Genomic DNA, 17,089 nt, shown 5'->3' on the forward strand with positions numbered 1-17,089 from the left:
AATAAAGAAAAAGTAGAGGATACGTGCACTAGCATGTATCCTCTACTTTTTTGTCTATTCAAAAATTCAAGAATATCCACAAAAGCACACAAAAATGTGGCGAATTTACACAATCTATAAAGTAGAGATATGGGAATTAACAAAAGAAAGGGAGGAATCTTTACAGCCGGTTTTTATACTGAACATACAGTTAAAGAAAGGGAGGAATCATAAATGTTACTGACCGCTCATTCTGGAAGTGATGGTACACCGAATAATAGTTTAGAATTTCTTGATAAAATGATTGACTACAATGTGGATTGCCTTGAAATAGATGTGAGACGTGCTCAAAATGGTCAACTTTATTTAAGTCATGATGCCATTAGTTCTATGGATTCAACGAATTGTCTACTTGAATTAGACGCTGCATTCAAGCATATTTCCAAAAGAAGTTCTAAAATACTCATCAACTGTGATTTAAAAGAAAAAGGATTGGAAGCAGAAGTTCAGTGGACTGCAGAAAAGAGAAATCTTTTTGATCAAGTGCTCTTTTCAGGAACGGTTGAACCTTCTCATCTTTCTATCTGGGATAGAGACAAAATACTCTACAATATTGAAAATTGTCTACCAAATATCTACAAAATACAAGAACTGAAGAAAGCTCATTTCGATGTACTCCATTATTTTTGTAAAAAGTATAAATTACATACTTTGAACCTTTACTATGGATTCTGCACAAAAGAGTGGATCGAGCTCTGCCATCAGAATAATATCCAACTATCTGTATGGACAGTAGATAATTTAGAAATGATTCAAGCATTTGAACAACAAGAGTTGTACAACGTCACAAGCAAGCGAACGCTTGAATATATAGAAAAGAAGGGAGCTAGACAACAGATTGGCCAATTTACCGAAAGACCGTAAAAAATATATTGTTTCAAGTATTTCAATGGGTTTTGTAGACATGATTAAAATGTTGAATCCTAGACGATTCTACTACGCAGTCGGTAGAAAGAAATTCATTGAATTCATCATTTTCTCTGTGTTTCTATTAATCTTTTATGGCCCCTTGATGAATACATTTATGCTAGCCTTCGCCAATGTTTACCAGTTTCCCGATGTTATCCCAAGAGAATTCGGACTTCAATGGTGGGACTTTATTTTAAGCCAGCAGAATTTGATTGATTCCATTGTAAATTCATTCTTGATTGCATTTTTAAGTACTTCATTATCACTAATCATTTGCTTACCAGCTGCTTATGCCTTAGCAAGATTTGATTTCAAAGGCAAAAAAATGATTATGTTTTCTTTTTTATTCTCAAACGCTTTTCCAAAAATTGGATTATATACATCTATAGGTATTTTGTTTTATCGCTTGAATTTAATGGGGACTTTCCAAGGAGTATTAATCATTCATTTAATTAATACATTGATGTTTATGGTCTGGTTGCCCGCGGGTGCTTTCAGAAGCGTGCATAAACAGCAAGAGGAAGCGGCTCGCGATGTAGGTGCCGGGCCTTTTAGAACGTTTATGAAAGTGACACTCCCCTTAGCAGCTCCCGGAATAGCCATTGCGTCAATTTACACATTTTTAGGTTCACTGGATGAAGCACAAGGAACGCTTTTAGTAGGATTCCCGAAAGTCCAAACCATGGCGACCTCTATGTATGGCATCATCTTTTCTTATCCACCAGCTGCAGGAGCCGTATTTGCACTTATCCTAATGATTCCTTCTGCGATTGTTTTATTCTTATTCAGGAAATATATAGGACCAAAAGCACTTTCAAAAGGGATCAAAATCAATTAACACGTTAAATAAACTATTTGGAAAGAACAGGAGTAACGATATTGTCACAAAAACCAGTTAAAGTACAAATCGAACAAGTTTTCAAAACCTATCCTAATGGAGATGGCGTTAGAGATGTGAACTTAGATATTTATGAAGGAGAAATTCTAACACTATTAGGTCCATCTGGATGTGGAAAGACAACGATCTTAAGAGTTTTAGGTGGCTTCAACGAAGTGACATCAGGGAAGGTGAAAATCGACGGAGAAGATGTCACAACCCTTTCACCAGAAAAGCGTCCGACGGGCATGGTCTTTCAGAGTTATAACCTCTGGCCACATATGACGGTGTACGAGAACCTGGCTTTTGGGATGAAATTACGAAAAATTCCAGCAAAAGAAATCAAAAAAGATATAACAGAAATGCTCGCTTTGTTGAAAATGGAAGGAACTGAGAAAAAATATCCTACCCAGTTATCAGGCGGACAACAGCAGAGAATTGCGATAGCCAGATCTTTATTACTGAAGCCGGCAGTCCTTTTACTTGATGAACCTTTTTCTGCCTTGGATGCAAAAATTCGAATGCAGATGCGTGAAGAGTTAAAGAGAATACAATCAGAATTAAATATCACAGTTGTATTTGTAACCCATGATCAAGAAGAAGCTATGGCGCTTTCTCACCGTATCGTTGTTATGAATAAAGGTGAAATGGCACAAGTTGGAACCCCGTCTGAGATTTACGATGCACCAAAAGACGCTTATGTGGCCTCTTTTATTGGTCAAATGAATTTCTTAGAAGTAGATAACAGCAGTAAAGCATTCAGACCAGAAGATATTAAGATTACTGAGTCAGAAGCTAGTGAATTTAGAGGTATCGTGCAATCTATTATGATGCTAGGACATTATGCATCTGTATTGATTGACTACGAAGGTTTAGTCATTAAAGCTTTTGTACCAAGGGAGCAAGCAACTCAGTTAAGTGAAAGACAAGAGGTTTTCTTCGATATTAAAAAATTTCAATTATATAAAAAAGGAGCATAAATAGAATGAATAAAAAATGGGGATTATCAGTATTTGCGTGTGCAGCATTATTAGCTGGATGTAATATGGCTGGAGGAGCTAGTGAAGGTTCACCCAACGAAGTAACACTTTGGGCTGGAGGGTCCGACAATGTACGTCAGGCCATGAGTGAAATTCAGACAGCGTTCAATGATAGTGAATATGGAGAAGACTATTCATTAAACGTAGAGTTTGTTTTGTCAGGTGCTGGAGCTCAAAGTGTTCAAGATAGATTGTTAGCTGCTTATGAAGCTGGAGAAGAGAACACAGATTTTGATATGGTCTTACTATCTGATGCTGAATATGCTTCTTACATATCAGAATCTGACGAAAATTTGTTTGATCCAATTGATTTCAGTAAAGTTCCAAACGCAGAAAACTTAATATCTTCTGTAGCTGTGGGAGAAGAATATCTATTACCTTACCGAGGAACAACGGTTGTTTTAGCTTACAACTCTGACGTTGTTCAAACACCACCTCAAACATCTGAAGAATTGTATCAATGGATCAAAGATCATCCAGGACGCTTTTCTTATAACAGTCCAGGTTCTGGTGGAGCGGGTTCTTCGTTTGTAGCAACGTCTGTTTATAACTTCTTACCTGAAGAAGCGTTAACGTCTGACGATCCTGAGTGGAAAACGGAGTGGGATCAAGGGTTTGATTTGTTAGAAGAGCTACATCCTTACTTGTATCAAACAGGTGGACAAACGATTTACCCGAATACAAACCAAGGAACACTTGATTTATTGGCTGCACAAGAAGTCGATATGATTCCTGCTTGGGCAGATATGTCCATTCAACAATTAGGTGAAGGTACATTGCCAGAATCTATCAAGATCACTCAAATAGATCCTGCATTTACGGGAAATGTTGATGCTCTTTCAATGCCATCTATTGGTCAAGCCAGCGACGAAGCTCGCCACGCTGTAATGGACTTTATGGTATCAAAAGAAGTACAAGAAATCTTACTGGATCAGATGGCAGCTATTCCATTAATTGATAGTAGTGATTTTGATTCAAATAATAAAACTTTATTAGAAGGACTAGATATTTCAAAATTCCGTGTAACAAGTACAGGAACTCTAGGAACAGAATTAACAGAAAGATGGGATGAGGAAATCGCACCACTAGACTAACCTCATCATAGAAAATTGTATAACTATCTCGCATACACCTTCAGTTCGATTCAGACCTTCGAGGGAGGAATCGTTCGGAAGGTGTATGACGTTAGAAAGAGGGGAAGAAATTGGTCGAACCAAACAAAAGAAATCATCAAAACTACAAATGGATGTTACCTTATATCATGGTTGCACCTTCTATGCTAGTTGTAACGATATTCGTCATCTATCCTATCATGAATTCTGTAATACGTAGTTTTCAGGTTAAAGAAACCGGCGCATTTACATTGGAGCATTACCTTTACTTTTTAACAAATCCCTTGCAGCAAAGCAATCTTATTTACACATTAGGAATCGTATTGGCTACTGTCATTCTTACAATCTTGTTTAGTTACATTATGGCTCTATATATTAGGTTCAGTGATTCAAAATTAAGTGAGTGGATGGCGGCAATGAACTTATTACCAAGGTTTATACCTGGAATGGTAGCTGTCTACTCAGTCATCATGGTTATACGAGATTCGGGTGTCATCAGTCGTATAGGTCAAATTATTGGAATCGAAATTCAATTGGGCTGGATGTATAACTATAGAGGCATTATTTTGATGAATTTATGGTTTAATATTCCGTTTGCTACTTTGATTATTTTAGCTGCTCTTTCAGGTATTCAAGATGCCATTATTGATAGTGCTAAAGATGTAGGATCGAATAAATGGATGATTTTCTGGAAAATGATTTTTCCGTTATCTTATAAAGATGCGCTCATTGCTGTAACGTTTGTTTTTATGAGTAATGTAGGGTCCTTTACAACGCCATACCTTATGGGTGGGAATGCACCTAAAATGTTAGGTATTGCACTATATGATCAGTTTAATAGCTATATGGACTATGAAAAAGCAGCAGCACTCTCTGTTATTATGTTCCTAATTTGCTCGGTTTCTGCCGGCATATATATTTACAACAATATGAGAGAACAGGAATGGGAAAAATCATGAAAGAAACGATTCTAAGACGAGAACTTCAGTTAACGGAAGATCACCACCAAACCAATATTAAACTACCATTTGACGTGATTGAACCAGCTAGTAAGCTCACCATTCATTTTGCTTACGACCCGGATGAAGCAGAAGAGGAAGTAGCAAAAGAGAAAATTTTAGCTGCTTTACAACGCTTTGTACCAGAAGGCGAACAGAAAAAATGGGGGAATATAGAACGATATCTTCCACTCAAAAATTTGATTACACTTTCGCTGAACTATGAAGAGACTTACATAGGCGCACATCACAGAAAAGAGAACCGCCAAACAATTGTCATATCTGAGCATGGATCTGACAAAGGCTTTGTCAAACAAGCTATAGATGCAGGCGATTGGGAAATTCAGTTGAATGCGCATTGTATCGCGACCAAAGAAGTTAATGTGTCCGTACAAGTGGAGGTGGAAAGATAAGCAGATGAATCAGTATCCAGTAGAATTACATGCCCATACCCACCATAGTGATGGGGATTTTTCAGTAACAGAATTAGTTGAATCCGCTTTGGACTTTGGATATAAAGGATTGATTTTAACGGATCATAATACGTATTCAGGTTACGAAGAAATAGTAGATAAATTGTTAGATCAAAAATTGATTATCCTTAGAGGAATTGAATGGACAACCTACTTTGGACATATGCTAGTCCATGATCCGAAAAAATTTGTTGACTGGAGAACAGCGACGATTGAGTCTATTGATTATCATATCAATCAAGTAAAAGAGGCAGAAGGATTAGTAGGTATTGCACATCCTTTCGCTATTGGGAATCCAATTTGTACCGGTTGTCATTGGGAGTTTCAAGTACGAGATTGGTCGAAAGTAGATTATATTGAGATATGGAATCGAACGGCTCCGCACAAACAGTTCTGGAGCGAAAAAGCATATGAATTGTGGACGAGTAAATTGAAGTCAGGTATAGAAATTTCTTGTTCTGCCGGAAGGGATTGGCACCGTCCAGATGCAAAAGGATTGCTTCCGGGGATTACTTATGTTCAAGTACCGGAAAAATTAGAACAAAGCACAATGAAAGCAGCACTTAAGAAAGGATCCATGTACATTACTTTAGCTCCTCGACTAGAATGGACATTAACGAGTCAGAACATAAACTATTCATTTGGCGATAAGGTGCCAGCAGGAACGTATACTATATCAGTATCTTGTCTTGAACCAAATTTACCGCTTTTAAAGGAGTTGGATATTGAGCCAAAGCGTATACGTGTCATTCAAAACGAAATGATTATAGAAGATATAAAACTTTCGAAAACAAGTGCATCGTTTCGGTTCGATAAAACATTAGTTAGAGGCTACGTTAGAGTTGAAATTAGCGGAAGGTATCAAAACCAGGAAGATGTTCGACTAACGATTGGTAACCCAGTCTATCTAAAATAATTTAATAAAAGTGCTCTTGAAAAATCTATCGTTACGACAAGGTAGATTTTTTTACTTAAAGTGGGTATGTTTTAAAAATTAAATATACGCACATATGTATATTTATACTGATTAACTTATAAAAATCGAAAAACAGTTTAGATTATATTCAGTTGAAAGTATTCATTATTATCTAATTAACAGTGTCGAATTTCATAAAAGGACTGACATGTAAAGCACATTAACTAATAATCTAAAGTTATTCTCATATTTATTTAATAATTATAGTGTCTCAAGAGGGTCTCTCGATTGTTTCAGGTGGATGCATGCTGTATAATTAAGTATTGTCGTATTGAAAATTGAAAGGGGTACTAATGAATATTATGAAAATTAAAAGGAAGAATAAAGTCTCAATAGGAATGCTATTTTTATTTACATTGTTATTAAATTTAGTTTTATCTCCTGTAAAAGTGGATGCAGCTGAAACAGGACAGAACTATACAATCGCTACAGATGTCACATTCGCACCATTTGAGTTTCAGGATGAAGATGGGAATTATATCGGAATAGACGTTGATATCTTGACAGCAATCGCAGAAGATCAAGGTTTTGAATTTGATTTGAGACCGATGAACTTCAGTGCAGGACTTCAAGCACTTGAGTCGAACCAGGTTGACGGTATGATTGCGGCGATGAGTATCACGCCGGAACGTGAAGAAGCATTTGACTTCTCGGATCCGTATTTCGATGCCGGTCCCGTAATGGCTATTCGTGAAGATAATGACGAAATTAATGGCTATGAAGACCTTGATGGTAAAACAGTAGCCGTAAAAGTTGGAACAACTGGAGCGGAACTTGCAGCAGAACTTCAAGAAAGCTATGACTTTGAAATCAACCAGTTTGAAGATTCAGCGGGTATGTATGAAGATGTTATCTCTAGACACTCTGATGCAGTTATCGAAGATTATCCTGTAATGGCTTATGCGATTCAACAAGGCCTTGAGTTAAGCTTTCCCACAAATCCAGAAGATGGAGATTCTTATGGCTTTGCCGTTAATAAAGGGGCAAATCCGGAGCTAATTGAAATGTTCAATGCCGGTCTAGTGAATATCCAAGAAAATGGAACTTATGAAGAAATTGTGCAAACTTACTTGGGCGATAGTGTTCAACCTGGTCAAAGTCTTGGATTCTTCGGTTTGCTTCAAAATAATTTCGGAAACTTGATGTCTGGACTTGGTCGTACATTAGTGCTGACACTGATTTCATTTGCGATTGCTTTGATTGCCGGAACCATTATTGGTTTGTTCAGTGCAACACCTAGCAAGATTTTGAACGTTATTGCAGATTTGTATGTAACGGTTTTACGCGGAATTCCATTGATCGTACTAGCTTTCTTTATGTACTTCACGGTTCCACAATTGCTTGGAATACAAATTACAGCTTTTATGGCTGGTGTGGTGACGCTTAGTCTGAACACGACAGCTTATATCGCCGAGCAAGTCCGAGGTGGTATTGCAGCAGTTGAAAAAGGTCAGCTTGAAGCTGCTCGCAGTTTAGGACTTCCTTATGGCGTTTCTATGCGTAAAGTTGTATTACCTCAAGCCATCAAGATTATGATTCCATCTTTGATCAATCAACTAGTTATTACTTTGAAAGATACATCGATTCTATCGGTTATTGGAATTGTAGAATTAACACAGACTGGTCGAATCATTATTGCCCGTTCTTATCAGTCGGGACCAATGTGGATCATTGTTGCTTTAATTTACTTGATTATCATTACTTTGTTAACGAAACTATCTAATCTGATTGAAAGGAGATTAGTAGCAAATGACTAAACTTAGAACAGAACAATTAAGAAAAAGCTTTGGCGATTTAGAAGTATTAAAAGGACTAGATTTGGAAGTAAAAGAGGGTGAAGTTGTTGTCATCATCGGTCCTTCTGGCTCAGGTAAAAGTACATTCTTACGCTGCATGAACTTGCTTGAAGAAGTGAGTGCAGGAAAAGTGATTGTAGATGATCATGACCTGACTGATCCTTCTCAAAACATCAATAAAGTACGTGAAAATATTGGTATGGTATTCCAGCAGTTCAATCTATTCCCGCACTTATCAGTAACAGACAACATTACGTTGGCACCTAAACAATTATTGAATGTATCTGACAGTGATAGCAAAAACTTGGCTATGAAATTATTAGAAAGTGTTGGTATGGAAGACAAAGCGGATGCCTATCCGAGTTCATTATCTGGTGGACAAAAGCAACGTGTGGCAATAGCCAGAGCTTTAGCCATGGATCCTGACATTATGCTGTTCGATGAACCAACAAGTGCATTGGACCCTGAAATGGTAGGAGAAGTACTTGGAGCCATGAAGAAATTAGCTCAAGAAGGCATGACGATGATCGTTGTAACGCATGAAATGGGCTTTGCCAGAGAAATGGCAGACCGTATCGTCTTTATGGATGAAGGAAATATTGTTGAAGTCGGTACGCCGGAACAAATCTTCAATAATCCACAAAGTGAAAGAACACGTGACTTTTTAGATAAAGTACTATAAACAATCAACGTTTCACTTAAACGCATAGACCTGCAAAAGAAATCATGTTCGATTTCTTCTGCAGGTCTTTTTTTCAATGATTATAGTATTTGTCAGATGTCACCCTGTTGCGTACTATTTAATCGATTATTCTGCAGATAACTTAGTATCTACCAGTTCCATAACCTCGTCAATACTGATAGGTTTATATGCAATCATGTCTGCGCCGATATTGACGGCTCTTGGTCCTAAGGTTGTTTCAAAGTGAGTCGTCTGTGTATCGTGTACATGGCCGTAAAGATGGATTGATCCGCGAAAATAGCCGTCCCATTCCAAAATAGGATAATGAAACAAGACGAATTTTCTTTTATAGTATTTGAGTGTGTGGTAGTCTTTGACCCACTCAAAATGACTATGATCAAACTCTTTATCTTTAAGGTATTGTTCATGGTTACCTTTAACTAAATATTTTTTGCCTCGTAGCTTTTTCAATATGGCATTGGCTTGCTCGCCAGTCCCTCTATATAAGAAATCTCCTACTATATAAACTTCGTCTTTCGGAGATTGAACGACACTGTTCCAATTATTAATTAGTTGATCGTTCATATCAGCTACATCCTTAAAAGGTCGATGGCTGAATTCAATGACATTTTCGTGAAAGAAGTGCATATCTGCGATAAAATATTTCATACATTGTATCCTTCATATTCTTTTTTCCTAACGGTTTGTCCTTTTAATATACCGAAAATTTCTGGTTAGATGCAAGCTAGTTGTAATTGAATAGGCAATAAAGTATTAGATACTACTATTTATTTAATTTATTAAAAAATATTCACACCACAGACTTCAAAATCATGACGTGTACTTTCTTCAAGAGCATCGTCCGTAATAATACCCTCAACCCCCATTAATGGGGCGACATTCAGTAAGGAATGGATACTAAATTTACTTGAGTCGCCGACTCCGTAGATACGGTTCGCTTGCTTGAACATCGCCTTCTTTAGTTGTGATTCCCCAAAGCCGTAATCTGTAAATCCTGATTCCAAGGATACACCACTGAAACTCATAAAAAACACATCCATGTGGAATTGCTTGAAAAACTCCGCACTAGACTCTCCTACAAAACAGAGTTCTTCGTTTCTAACGGAACCTCCTGGCAAAATCAATTGAAAGGAACTTCTTTTCGCTAGTTCAATGGCGATTACAATCGAGTTTGTCAGAATCGTCAGATTTTTAAAATGCTGAGTCAGTTCAATAGCGATTTGAGTATTTGTCGTACTAACATCTAAACCAATGACCTCATTCTCTTTCACAAAATGAATGGCTTTTTCAGCGATGACTTTCTTTTTAACAGAATTCAAGTTTGCACGGTATAAATAATCTGTTTCATGTACAAATTCTCTGTTCAAATAAGCACCACCATGCATACGGATGATGATGTTTTGTTTTTCAAGGTACATCAGATCCCTACGAATCGTTTCCAGTGAAACATTGAACTCTTCTGCAAGTGTGTTGTTTTTGACGGTTCGGTGTGTGTGAAAGTATTTAACGATATTTTCTTGTCTTGCGTTCATACTGTCCCTCTTTCTTTCGTTTCTTATGTGTATAGCTTACTAAATTTTGTGGGGTTATTTGGTTTTTACATATAAATCACACACAAAAACCACTTAATTTACTTCTAATTTACTTAAAATACACACTGGTTTTCTAAACTAGAACTTGGAAGGAGAGCGAATAGATAAATGGCAACGATTGAACTTAAAAAATTATCCAAAACATATGCTGATTCAACAGAATTAGCCGTTAACCAAATTGATTTGACTGTAAATGATAAGGAGTTTGTTGTATTAGTTGGTCCTTCAGGTTGTGGGAAATCCACAACCCTTAGAATGATTGCTGGACTAGAAAAGATTACTGCAGGAGAACTGTATATTGATCATCAATTGATGAATTACGTGAAACCGGAAAATAGAAATTTAGCGATGGTGTTTCAAAATTATGCGTTGTTTCCACATATGACTGTGGCAGACAACATTGCTTTTGGACTAAACGTGAGAAAAACAAAAAAGACTATCGTGAAAGAAAAAGTGGCTGAGGTTAGTAAAATTGTAGGTCTAGAGGATTACTTACAGCGAAAACCTAAAGAGCTTTCGGGTGGTCAAAAACAAAGAGTAGCGCTAGGCAGAGCAATCATTAAAGATATGAACTTAATATTAATGGATGAACCTTTGTCCAATTTAGACGCTAAATTGAGAACAAAGATGAGAGAAGAAATTACGAGCTTACATCGAAAATTAGGAGCAACTATGGTTTATGTCACACATGACCAAGTAGAAGCAATGACGATGGCAACGAAGATCGTTGTACTTAATAAAGGAATCATCCAACAAGTAGGTACACCATTAGAGATTTACGAAGAACCAAAAAATCAATTTGTAGCCGGATTTATGGGTACACCTTCTATGAACTTTTTAGATGTGACTGTTGTAGATGGACAAATCTATCTTGGTTCGTATTTAATGGGAACAGTCAGCGAGAATTTAAAGGAAGATAGGTATACATTTGGTATTCGTCCCGAAAAAGTTCAGATTTCAAAAGAAGGACGGGGAACACCGGCAAAAATCGAATACGTAGAACGACTTGGAGCAGAGCTATTGGTTCATTTTTCTTTGGAAGGGATTGGACAAACAGTGGTTGGCAAAATCCCTGCAATAGAAGAAGTTGAACAAGGAGATTCTGTAACAGTCGATTTGAAATTAGATCAAGGGTACTTATTTGATACGCAAACGGAAGAAACTGTATTTTCTAGAGGAAAGATAGGAGGATAAATCAGTGATGAAACACAAATCTTTAAAGTTTTTTGGGAATTTGAGTATTTTTATTGTACTTCCGCTAGTGCCGTTATTAATTTTCTGGTTTGTCCCATTAGCTGTCTCGTTCTGGTTAAGCACGACTGACTGGGACTATATCAGCCCAGTGATAGAATCAGTAGGCATTGGTAATTATCAAACGATTATGAGCTCATCCGTATTTCATGAAGTTCTTAAAAATACCTTTGTGTTCACGTTATGGACTGTGGTTCCTACAATCATACTCGGATTTCTGGCAGCTATCTTAGTTCAGCAGATAGACAAGGGGCGTAGTCTTTTAAAAACATTAATTTTCAGTCCTTGGTTTACGCCTACTGTAGCCATCTCGATCGTTTGGTCATGGATCTTTCAACCAGATATCGGTGTACTGAATCAGGTTCTCGGATGGTTCAATCTTCCGCAACCAGCTTGGTTGCAAAGCTCAGAATATGCAATGTGGGCAATCATTATCGTAACGGTCTGGAAAGGGATCGGTTGGTGTATGTTGTTTTACTGTGATGCGATTGAAAGAATTCCAAAGGATATTATTGAAGTTTGTCAGCTCGAAGGTACTGGCCCATGGCAGATGATCAAAACGGTTTACTTACCATATACATCACCAACAAGTCTGTTCCTGATTGTAACCACAATTATCTCTTCTTTGCAGGCCTATGATCAGATTCAAGTTATGACTCAAGGTGGCCCTTCAGGAAGCACAAGAACTTTATTGTATTACTACTACCAATTAGCGTTTGAGCAGTTTGATATGGGCATGGCAACCGCACTGGCAACAATTATCTTAGTGATTACAGGTTTGATTTCGTTATTACAATTCGGCTTATCTAAGTATTGGGTCCACTATCAATAATCAGGAGGTGAAAACATGAAAATAAACCATTTATCGCAGCCGGTCTCCATGACAGATGCGCAGGAAAAAGAATGGAAAAAAGAAAAGACGATTGACTTAACTAAAAAAGTCATCATTTATTCAGTTTTAATAGGATTTGCTTTTATGACTGTGTTCCCCCTTGTCTGGATGTTACTGAGCTCCTTGAAATCTCCAAGTGAACTTCTTGCAGTACCGTTCACGCTATTCCCAAAAGAATTTCAATGGAGTAACTTCTCAAGAGCACTTGAACTCGCACCGTTTGGACTTTATATGATGAATAGTCTGGTGACCTCTATTGCCATTGTATTATTACAGGCAGGATTCTCTTGTATGCTGGCGTACGGGTTGACACATATAAAATTCAAAGGACGCTCTTTTATTTTCAACAGTCTACTGATTTCTTATATGCTACCTACTGCCGTTACGTATGTTCCTAGTTACATTATCTTAGCACGTTTAAATCTACTAGATACGTTGACAGGGATCGTAGTCTCTAATGCAGCCAGTGTCTTTAGCGTGTTCTTACTTTGGCAGGCATTTAGAACGATTCCGGGTGAACTAATTGAAGCCGCGCGAATGGAAGGGGCAAGCGACTGGAGTATTTTGTGGAAAATCGTAGCACCCCTTAGAAAATCTACCATTTTCATTATGTCGTTGATTTCATTTATCCAAATGTATAACAACTACTTGTGGCCTTCACTGGTTGCAAGAAGTCAGGAAAATTATCTGGTGACCGTTGGATTGAGACAGTTTTATACTTCGCAAGGATCTTTTTCAAATAATCTTCCGGCCATTATGGCAGCGAACGTCATCACCATTTTGCCACTATTTATAATCTTTTTGATTTTCCAAAAATGGCTAATTAAAGGCATTGGCGATACAGGAATCAAAGGTTAACGTAACTTAAAAAATTATATAAAAAGAAAAGAGGAAAATACATGTATAAATGGATGATTCAAAACAAAAAAGCGGCACTAACAGGATTAGTAGGTGCAGGTATGTTGTTAACGGCTTGTGGTAATGGAGCGCAATCAGAAACGGGTACGAGTGTTGAAGCAGAAGGGACCGTTGAAACAGAGTTCTGGTATGGCTTGGGTAGTAATGCAGGAGAAAAAATGGAAGAAATCATCAGCGCCTTCAATGATTCTCAAGATCAGTACGTGATCAAAGGCGTGCAACAAGCAGATTACTCAGAAACGTATCAGAACTTGCAAGCAGCGATTGCTTCTCAAACTGCACCTGGGCTAGTACTTCTTGAAAATAGATACGTGAATACACTCGGAGATAGCCAGGCACTTGCACCACTAGACCCCTTTATTGAACAAGCAATGGATTTCAACCAAGACGATCTCTTAGATGCTTTCATGGAACAGGCACATGTTGACGATACGCTGTATGCCATTCCAGCTTATGGAACAACGCAAGTGATGTATTATCGCTCCGATATCTTTGAAGAAGCGGGCGTAGATGCAGATGAAGCTTTTGCTTCTTGGGAAAATTTGTTAGAAGCTAGTCAAACGCTACAAGAGGAAGGTGCAGTTGATTATGGATTTGCGCCAATGTGGGGTGCAGCGAATTTGATGGACATCGCACGAAGCAATGGTGGCGAGATTTTGAATGAAGCAGGAGACGAAGTGATGATTGATTCTCCAGAATGGATCGAAGCCTGGGAAATGGTTCGTGGCGCGATTCATGACGACGAGACGTTCAAGCTGAACTTTGGGGGAGAAGGCTGGGAATACTGGTACCGTACAATTGATGAAGTGATTCAAGGTCAAATCGGTGGGTACCTAGGTTCATCAGGTGATAAAGGAGATCTGGACTTTGATATTATTGACTCAAAAGTACAACCAGGAATGAACGGAAATGCTCCAGCTCCGGCAGCCAATGCTCTATATTTATCTATGCCAAGTTCATCTGATGAAGCAGAACAAGCTGCAGGATTTGCTTTCGCTGAATTCTTTACAAGTGTAGAGTCACAAGTAGAATGGACAAAAGCGATTGGATATATCCCTGTAAGAGAATCAACGTTGGCGAACGAAGAATACATGACCTACGTTGAAGAAAATCCAGCTTTTGGTATACCGTTTGAACAAGCACAGACTGCCTCAGCAAGCTTCTTGGATCCAACAGGCGGACAAATAACAGATGCTTTAACGATTGCAGCGGACAAAGTAGAGCTTGAAAATATTTCTGCCGAAGAAGCGTTAAAAGAAGCCAAACAAGTTGCACAAGAAGCATTGGATGCTGCACAAGGAGAATAATGTATGACGTGGGAAATTAAAAAAGAAGCAGAACAAACAAGCTATCAGGCCGTCCATACCTTTGACGTGCCAGCACAGATAGAACAAATCAAGGTTCAGTATAAATTAAAGCAAGTTTCCTGGTTAAGATTTTTAGTGTTCGACGATAAAGGTATTCTGCGCGCCCAAAAAAGTGGTATTGCCTCGACCGGATCGGTTAGTATACTGGACACAGACATCGTTCAGCGAACAGATATCGAAGAAATCAAAAATCTTTCTTTTCAAAAAGGGGACTTGAACACTTTGCCGGGCACCATTCACAAAGGTCAATGGCGAATTGAATATAAACTCAATATTTCAGACAAGCAAGAAACAGAAGCGATTCTTGGAGAAATAGACATTGAATATCTTACGGGTGGACAAGCAGGTACAGTACCAAACCACCGTCCTTATGAAGTAAGTTGGAAAAAAGAAGGGTCTAGCATCTTTGAATTGGATGAAGCAGTCTTGGAACGAACGCTGGAAACAACAGCCAGATGGTACAAAGGAGACTTCCATACACATACGGTATTTTCAGATGGAAAAATGACACGTGAACAGAATATGGAACAAGCCGTTAAACAAGATCTCGACTTTTTTGTGGCAACGGATCATGATTTGATGCCGACTTCATGGCCGCTTTCTTTTAATTGTCTAGTCTTGCCGGGAGTTGAAGTCACTTCTGATTTAGGTCATTACAATCGCTTGTTTGGATTGACACATCCTTTCCAGAATAAAGGGTACCAGGTATTGGACAAAGAAACAGAACTTGTTTCGTCATTCAACAAACAGATAGAAGAGCAACATCTCAATTCGGTTAATCATCCTTTTTTAACACAGTGGAAATGGTTAGCTGAAACACTGCCAATATCAAAGATGGACAGTCTGGAAATCTGGAATGATCCAACATACAAAGATAATATCGAAGCAACAGAGATGGCTCTGAAGACTTGGGATAGATTACTTGAAGACGGACACAAAATCACTGGAATCGGAGGGTCAGATTCTCATCTGTTGCCAGTGGAAAAATATCCGGATAGTAGTCTACCATCCCTTATTGGGGATCCTGCCACTTATGTTTGGTCTGAAGCCTTGAATGGAAAAGCATTGAAAGCTGGTGTTGCTGCAGGGAAGGTATTTGTCAGTCGTTTTGGCTACGAGATTGACTTAACCGTTAATGGTGGTACCATTGGAGATCACTTTTTAGATTGGGAGAAAGAAATATCCGCATCTTGCGTGGTTCAAACACCTACTGACGCCACAGGTATTCAAATCGAGTGGACAGTAGATGGTTCGGTTATCACTACGACGAGTCAAAAAGAGGATAGCCAAATCTTTACGCTGGAGCCAAATCAGTATCATTATATTCGTGTGACTGTACGCAGCTCAAAGGGAGAACTACTCGCCTTTTCAAATCCAGTATTCTTCGGTGAAAAAGAGCCGAAGCTACTGACGTGGAAGGATGTAGTGGAATCTGTATGATTAAAGGAATTCTGTTTGATAAGGATGGTACTTTAGTAGAGTTCAGTGAGACATGGGAACTAGGAACAATTGATTTTTTGAAAAATGCTTTTGAACTTGATGAGCAAGCTAGTGACCGAACATTAAAGCAAATCGGTTTTGTCAATGGAGAGCTCGTTCCTAATAGTCCGATTGCTAGCGGAACATCGATTGATATCGCTGAAGTCATATCACTAGAGAACAAGATGGATCAAGAAGATATTTTAAAACAGTTGCGTGAGCATTACCACAAATGGACGATTGCGCACCCAGAAGCACTAATTCCGCTGACAAATTTAAAAGCCCTTTTTCAAGAATTGAAATCGGCAGGCATCAAAATAGGAATTGCTACGGCAGATGACTTGGATGTAACAGAGTGGACGGCACAGTATCTTGGCGTGAGAGAGGATATCGACTTTTTAGGGACAAGTGAACAGTTCCGAGCGAAACCGGATGTTGAGATGCTAGATGCATTCTGTATGAGTACGGGATTGAAAAAAAACGAAGTGATTCATATCGGTGATTCAGTAGCGGATATGGAATTTTCCAAACATTGTTATGCAGGAATCGCGGTTTTATCAGGAGCGGGGACACGAGCAGAGCTTTCGGAGTATACAGATTATATCGTGGATTCGCTAGATGATTTGATTCCTCTGTTACGAGAGACATTTAAAATGGGTCGTTAAAA

Annotated in this window: 17 protein-coding genes; 15 read left to right on the plus strand and 2 right to left on the minus strand. The window is 38.3% G+C overall.

What is annotated here, in order from left to right:
• Window positions 1-213: 213 nt before the first annotated feature.
• From ACFP65_RS01155 to ACFP65_RS01195, 9 genes are all read left to right on the plus strand, one after another.
• Window positions 214-903 (plus strand): glycerophosphodiester phosphodiesterase, encoded by a 690-nt coding sequence (locus tag ACFP65_RS01155; protein ID WP_379915111.1) that lies wholly within the window; start codon window positions 214-216, stop codon window positions 901-903.
• Window positions 878-1,786 (plus strand): ABC transporter permease, encoded by a 909-nt coding sequence (locus ACFP65_RS01160; RefSeq protein ID WP_379915113.1) that lies wholly within the window; start codon window positions 878-880, stop codon window positions 1,784-1,786. Before ACFP65_RS01155 ends, ACFP65_RS01160 begins: the two co-directional genes overlap by 26 nt.
• Window positions 1,787-1,827: 41 nt before the next feature.
• Window positions 1,828-2,805, plus strand: a complete 978-nt coding sequence (locus tag ACFP65_RS01165; RefSeq protein ID WP_379915115.1) for an ABC transporter ATP-binding protein — start codon at window positions 1,828-1,830, stop codon at window positions 2,803-2,805.
• Window positions 2,806-2,810: 5 nt separating this feature from the next.
• Entirely contained in the window at window positions 2,811-3,959 is a 1,149-nt protein-coding gene (locus ACFP65_RS01170) for an extracellular solute-binding protein (protein WP_379915117.1), read from the plus strand.
• 110 nt (window positions 3,960-4,069) lie between these two features.
• The gene (locus ACFP65_RS01175) at window positions 4,070-4,936 is read left to right on the plus strand and encodes an ABC transporter permease (RefSeq protein WP_379915119.1); all 867 of its coding nucleotides are present in this window, start codon (window positions 4,070-4,072) and stop codon (window positions 4,934-4,936) included.
• Window positions 4,921-5,388, plus strand: coding sequence for a hypothetical protein (locus tag ACFP65_RS01180; RefSeq protein ID WP_379915121.1), 468 nt, complete (start codon window positions 4,921-4,923; stop codon window positions 5,386-5,388). The genes ACFP65_RS01175 and ACFP65_RS01180 overlap by 16 nt, the downstream gene beginning before the upstream one ends.
• A 4-nt stretch (window positions 5,389-5,392) precedes the next feature.
• Window positions 5,393-6,364, plus strand: a complete 972-nt coding sequence (locus tag ACFP65_RS01185) for a CehA/McbA family metallohydrolase (RefSeq protein ID WP_379915123.1) — start codon at window positions 5,393-5,395, stop codon at window positions 6,362-6,364.
• 353 nt (window positions 6,365-6,717) lie between these two features.
• Complete coding sequence (locus ACFP65_RS01190) at window positions 6,718-8,181, plus strand: amino acid ABC transporter substrate-binding protein/permease (RefSeq protein ID WP_379915125.1); 1,464 nt, start codon at window positions 6,718-6,720, stop codon at window positions 8,179-8,181.
• On the plus strand, window positions 8,174-8,902 hold the full coding sequence (locus ACFP65_RS01195; protein WP_379915127.1) for an amino acid ABC transporter ATP-binding protein: 729 nt from the start codon (window positions 8,174-8,176) through the stop codon (window positions 8,900-8,902). Before ACFP65_RS01190 ends, ACFP65_RS01195 begins: the two co-directional genes overlap by 8 nt.
• A gap of 126 nt (window positions 8,903-9,028) precedes the next feature.
• Here the strand turns inward: ACFP65_RS01195 and ACFP65_RS01200 are convergent, their stop codons facing one another.
• Both ACFP65_RS01200 and ACFP65_RS01205 read right to left on the minus strand, forming a co-directional pair.
• On the minus strand, window positions 9,029-9,571 hold the full coding sequence (locus ACFP65_RS01200; protein ID WP_379915129.1) for a metallophosphoesterase: 543 nt from the start codon (window positions 9,569-9,571) through the stop codon (window positions 9,029-9,031).
• A gap of 131 nt (window positions 9,572-9,702) precedes the next feature.
• Window positions 9,703-10,455, minus strand: coding sequence for a DeoR/GlpR family DNA-binding transcription regulator (locus ACFP65_RS01205; RefSeq protein WP_379915131.1), 753 nt, complete (start codon window positions 10,453-10,455; stop codon window positions 9,703-9,705).
• A gap of 168 nt (window positions 10,456-10,623) precedes the next feature.
• On the opposite strand from ACFP65_RS01205, the gene ACFP65_RS01210 reads away from it, so the two are divergent.
• The 6 genes from ACFP65_RS01210 to ACFP65_RS01235 are packed head-to-tail and all read left to right on the plus strand — an operon-like array spanning window position 10,624 to window position 17,087.
• Window positions 10,624-11,709, plus strand: coding sequence for an ABC transporter ATP-binding protein (locus ACFP65_RS01210; RefSeq protein ID WP_379915133.1), 1,086 nt, complete (start codon window positions 10,624-10,626; stop codon window positions 11,707-11,709).
• Between the two features lie 7 nt (window positions 11,710-11,716).
• Window positions 11,717-12,598 carry a carbohydrate ABC transporter permease gene (locus ACFP65_RS01215; RefSeq protein ID WP_379915233.1) on the plus strand — a complete coding sequence of 294 codons (882 nt, stop codon included), beginning with the start codon at window positions 11,717-11,719 and terminating at the stop codon, window positions 12,596-12,598.
• Between the two features lie 15 nt (window positions 12,599-12,613).
• Entirely contained in the window at window positions 12,614-13,516 is a 903-nt protein-coding gene (locus tag ACFP65_RS01220; RefSeq protein WP_379915135.1) for a carbohydrate ABC transporter permease, read from the plus strand.
• A gap of 41 nt (window positions 13,517-13,557) precedes the next feature.
• Complete coding sequence (locus ACFP65_RS01225) at window positions 13,558-14,883, plus strand: extracellular solute-binding protein (RefSeq protein WP_379915137.1); 1,326 nt, start codon at window positions 13,558-13,560, stop codon at window positions 14,881-14,883.
• Window positions 14,884-14,886: 3 nt separating this feature from the next.
• Window positions 14,887-16,383: a CehA/McbA family metallohydrolase gene (locus tag ACFP65_RS01230; protein WP_379915139.1), complete on the plus strand. Its 1,497-nt coding sequence runs from the start codon at window positions 14,887-14,889 to the stop codon at window positions 16,381-16,383.
• The gene (locus ACFP65_RS01235; protein ID WP_379915141.1) at window positions 16,380-17,087 is read left to right on the plus strand and encodes an HAD family hydrolase; all 708 of its coding nucleotides are present in this window, start codon (window positions 16,380-16,382) and stop codon (window positions 17,085-17,087) included. Before ACFP65_RS01230 ends, ACFP65_RS01235 begins: the two co-directional genes overlap by 4 nt.
• Window positions 17,088-17,089 lie beyond the last annotated feature (2 nt).

The organism is Marinilactibacillus sp. GCM10026970 (assembly GCF_042660675.1).
In the GTDB taxonomy this organism is placed as follows: domain Bacteria; phylum Bacillota; class Bacilli; order Lactobacillales; family Carnobacteriaceae_A; genus Marinilactibacillus.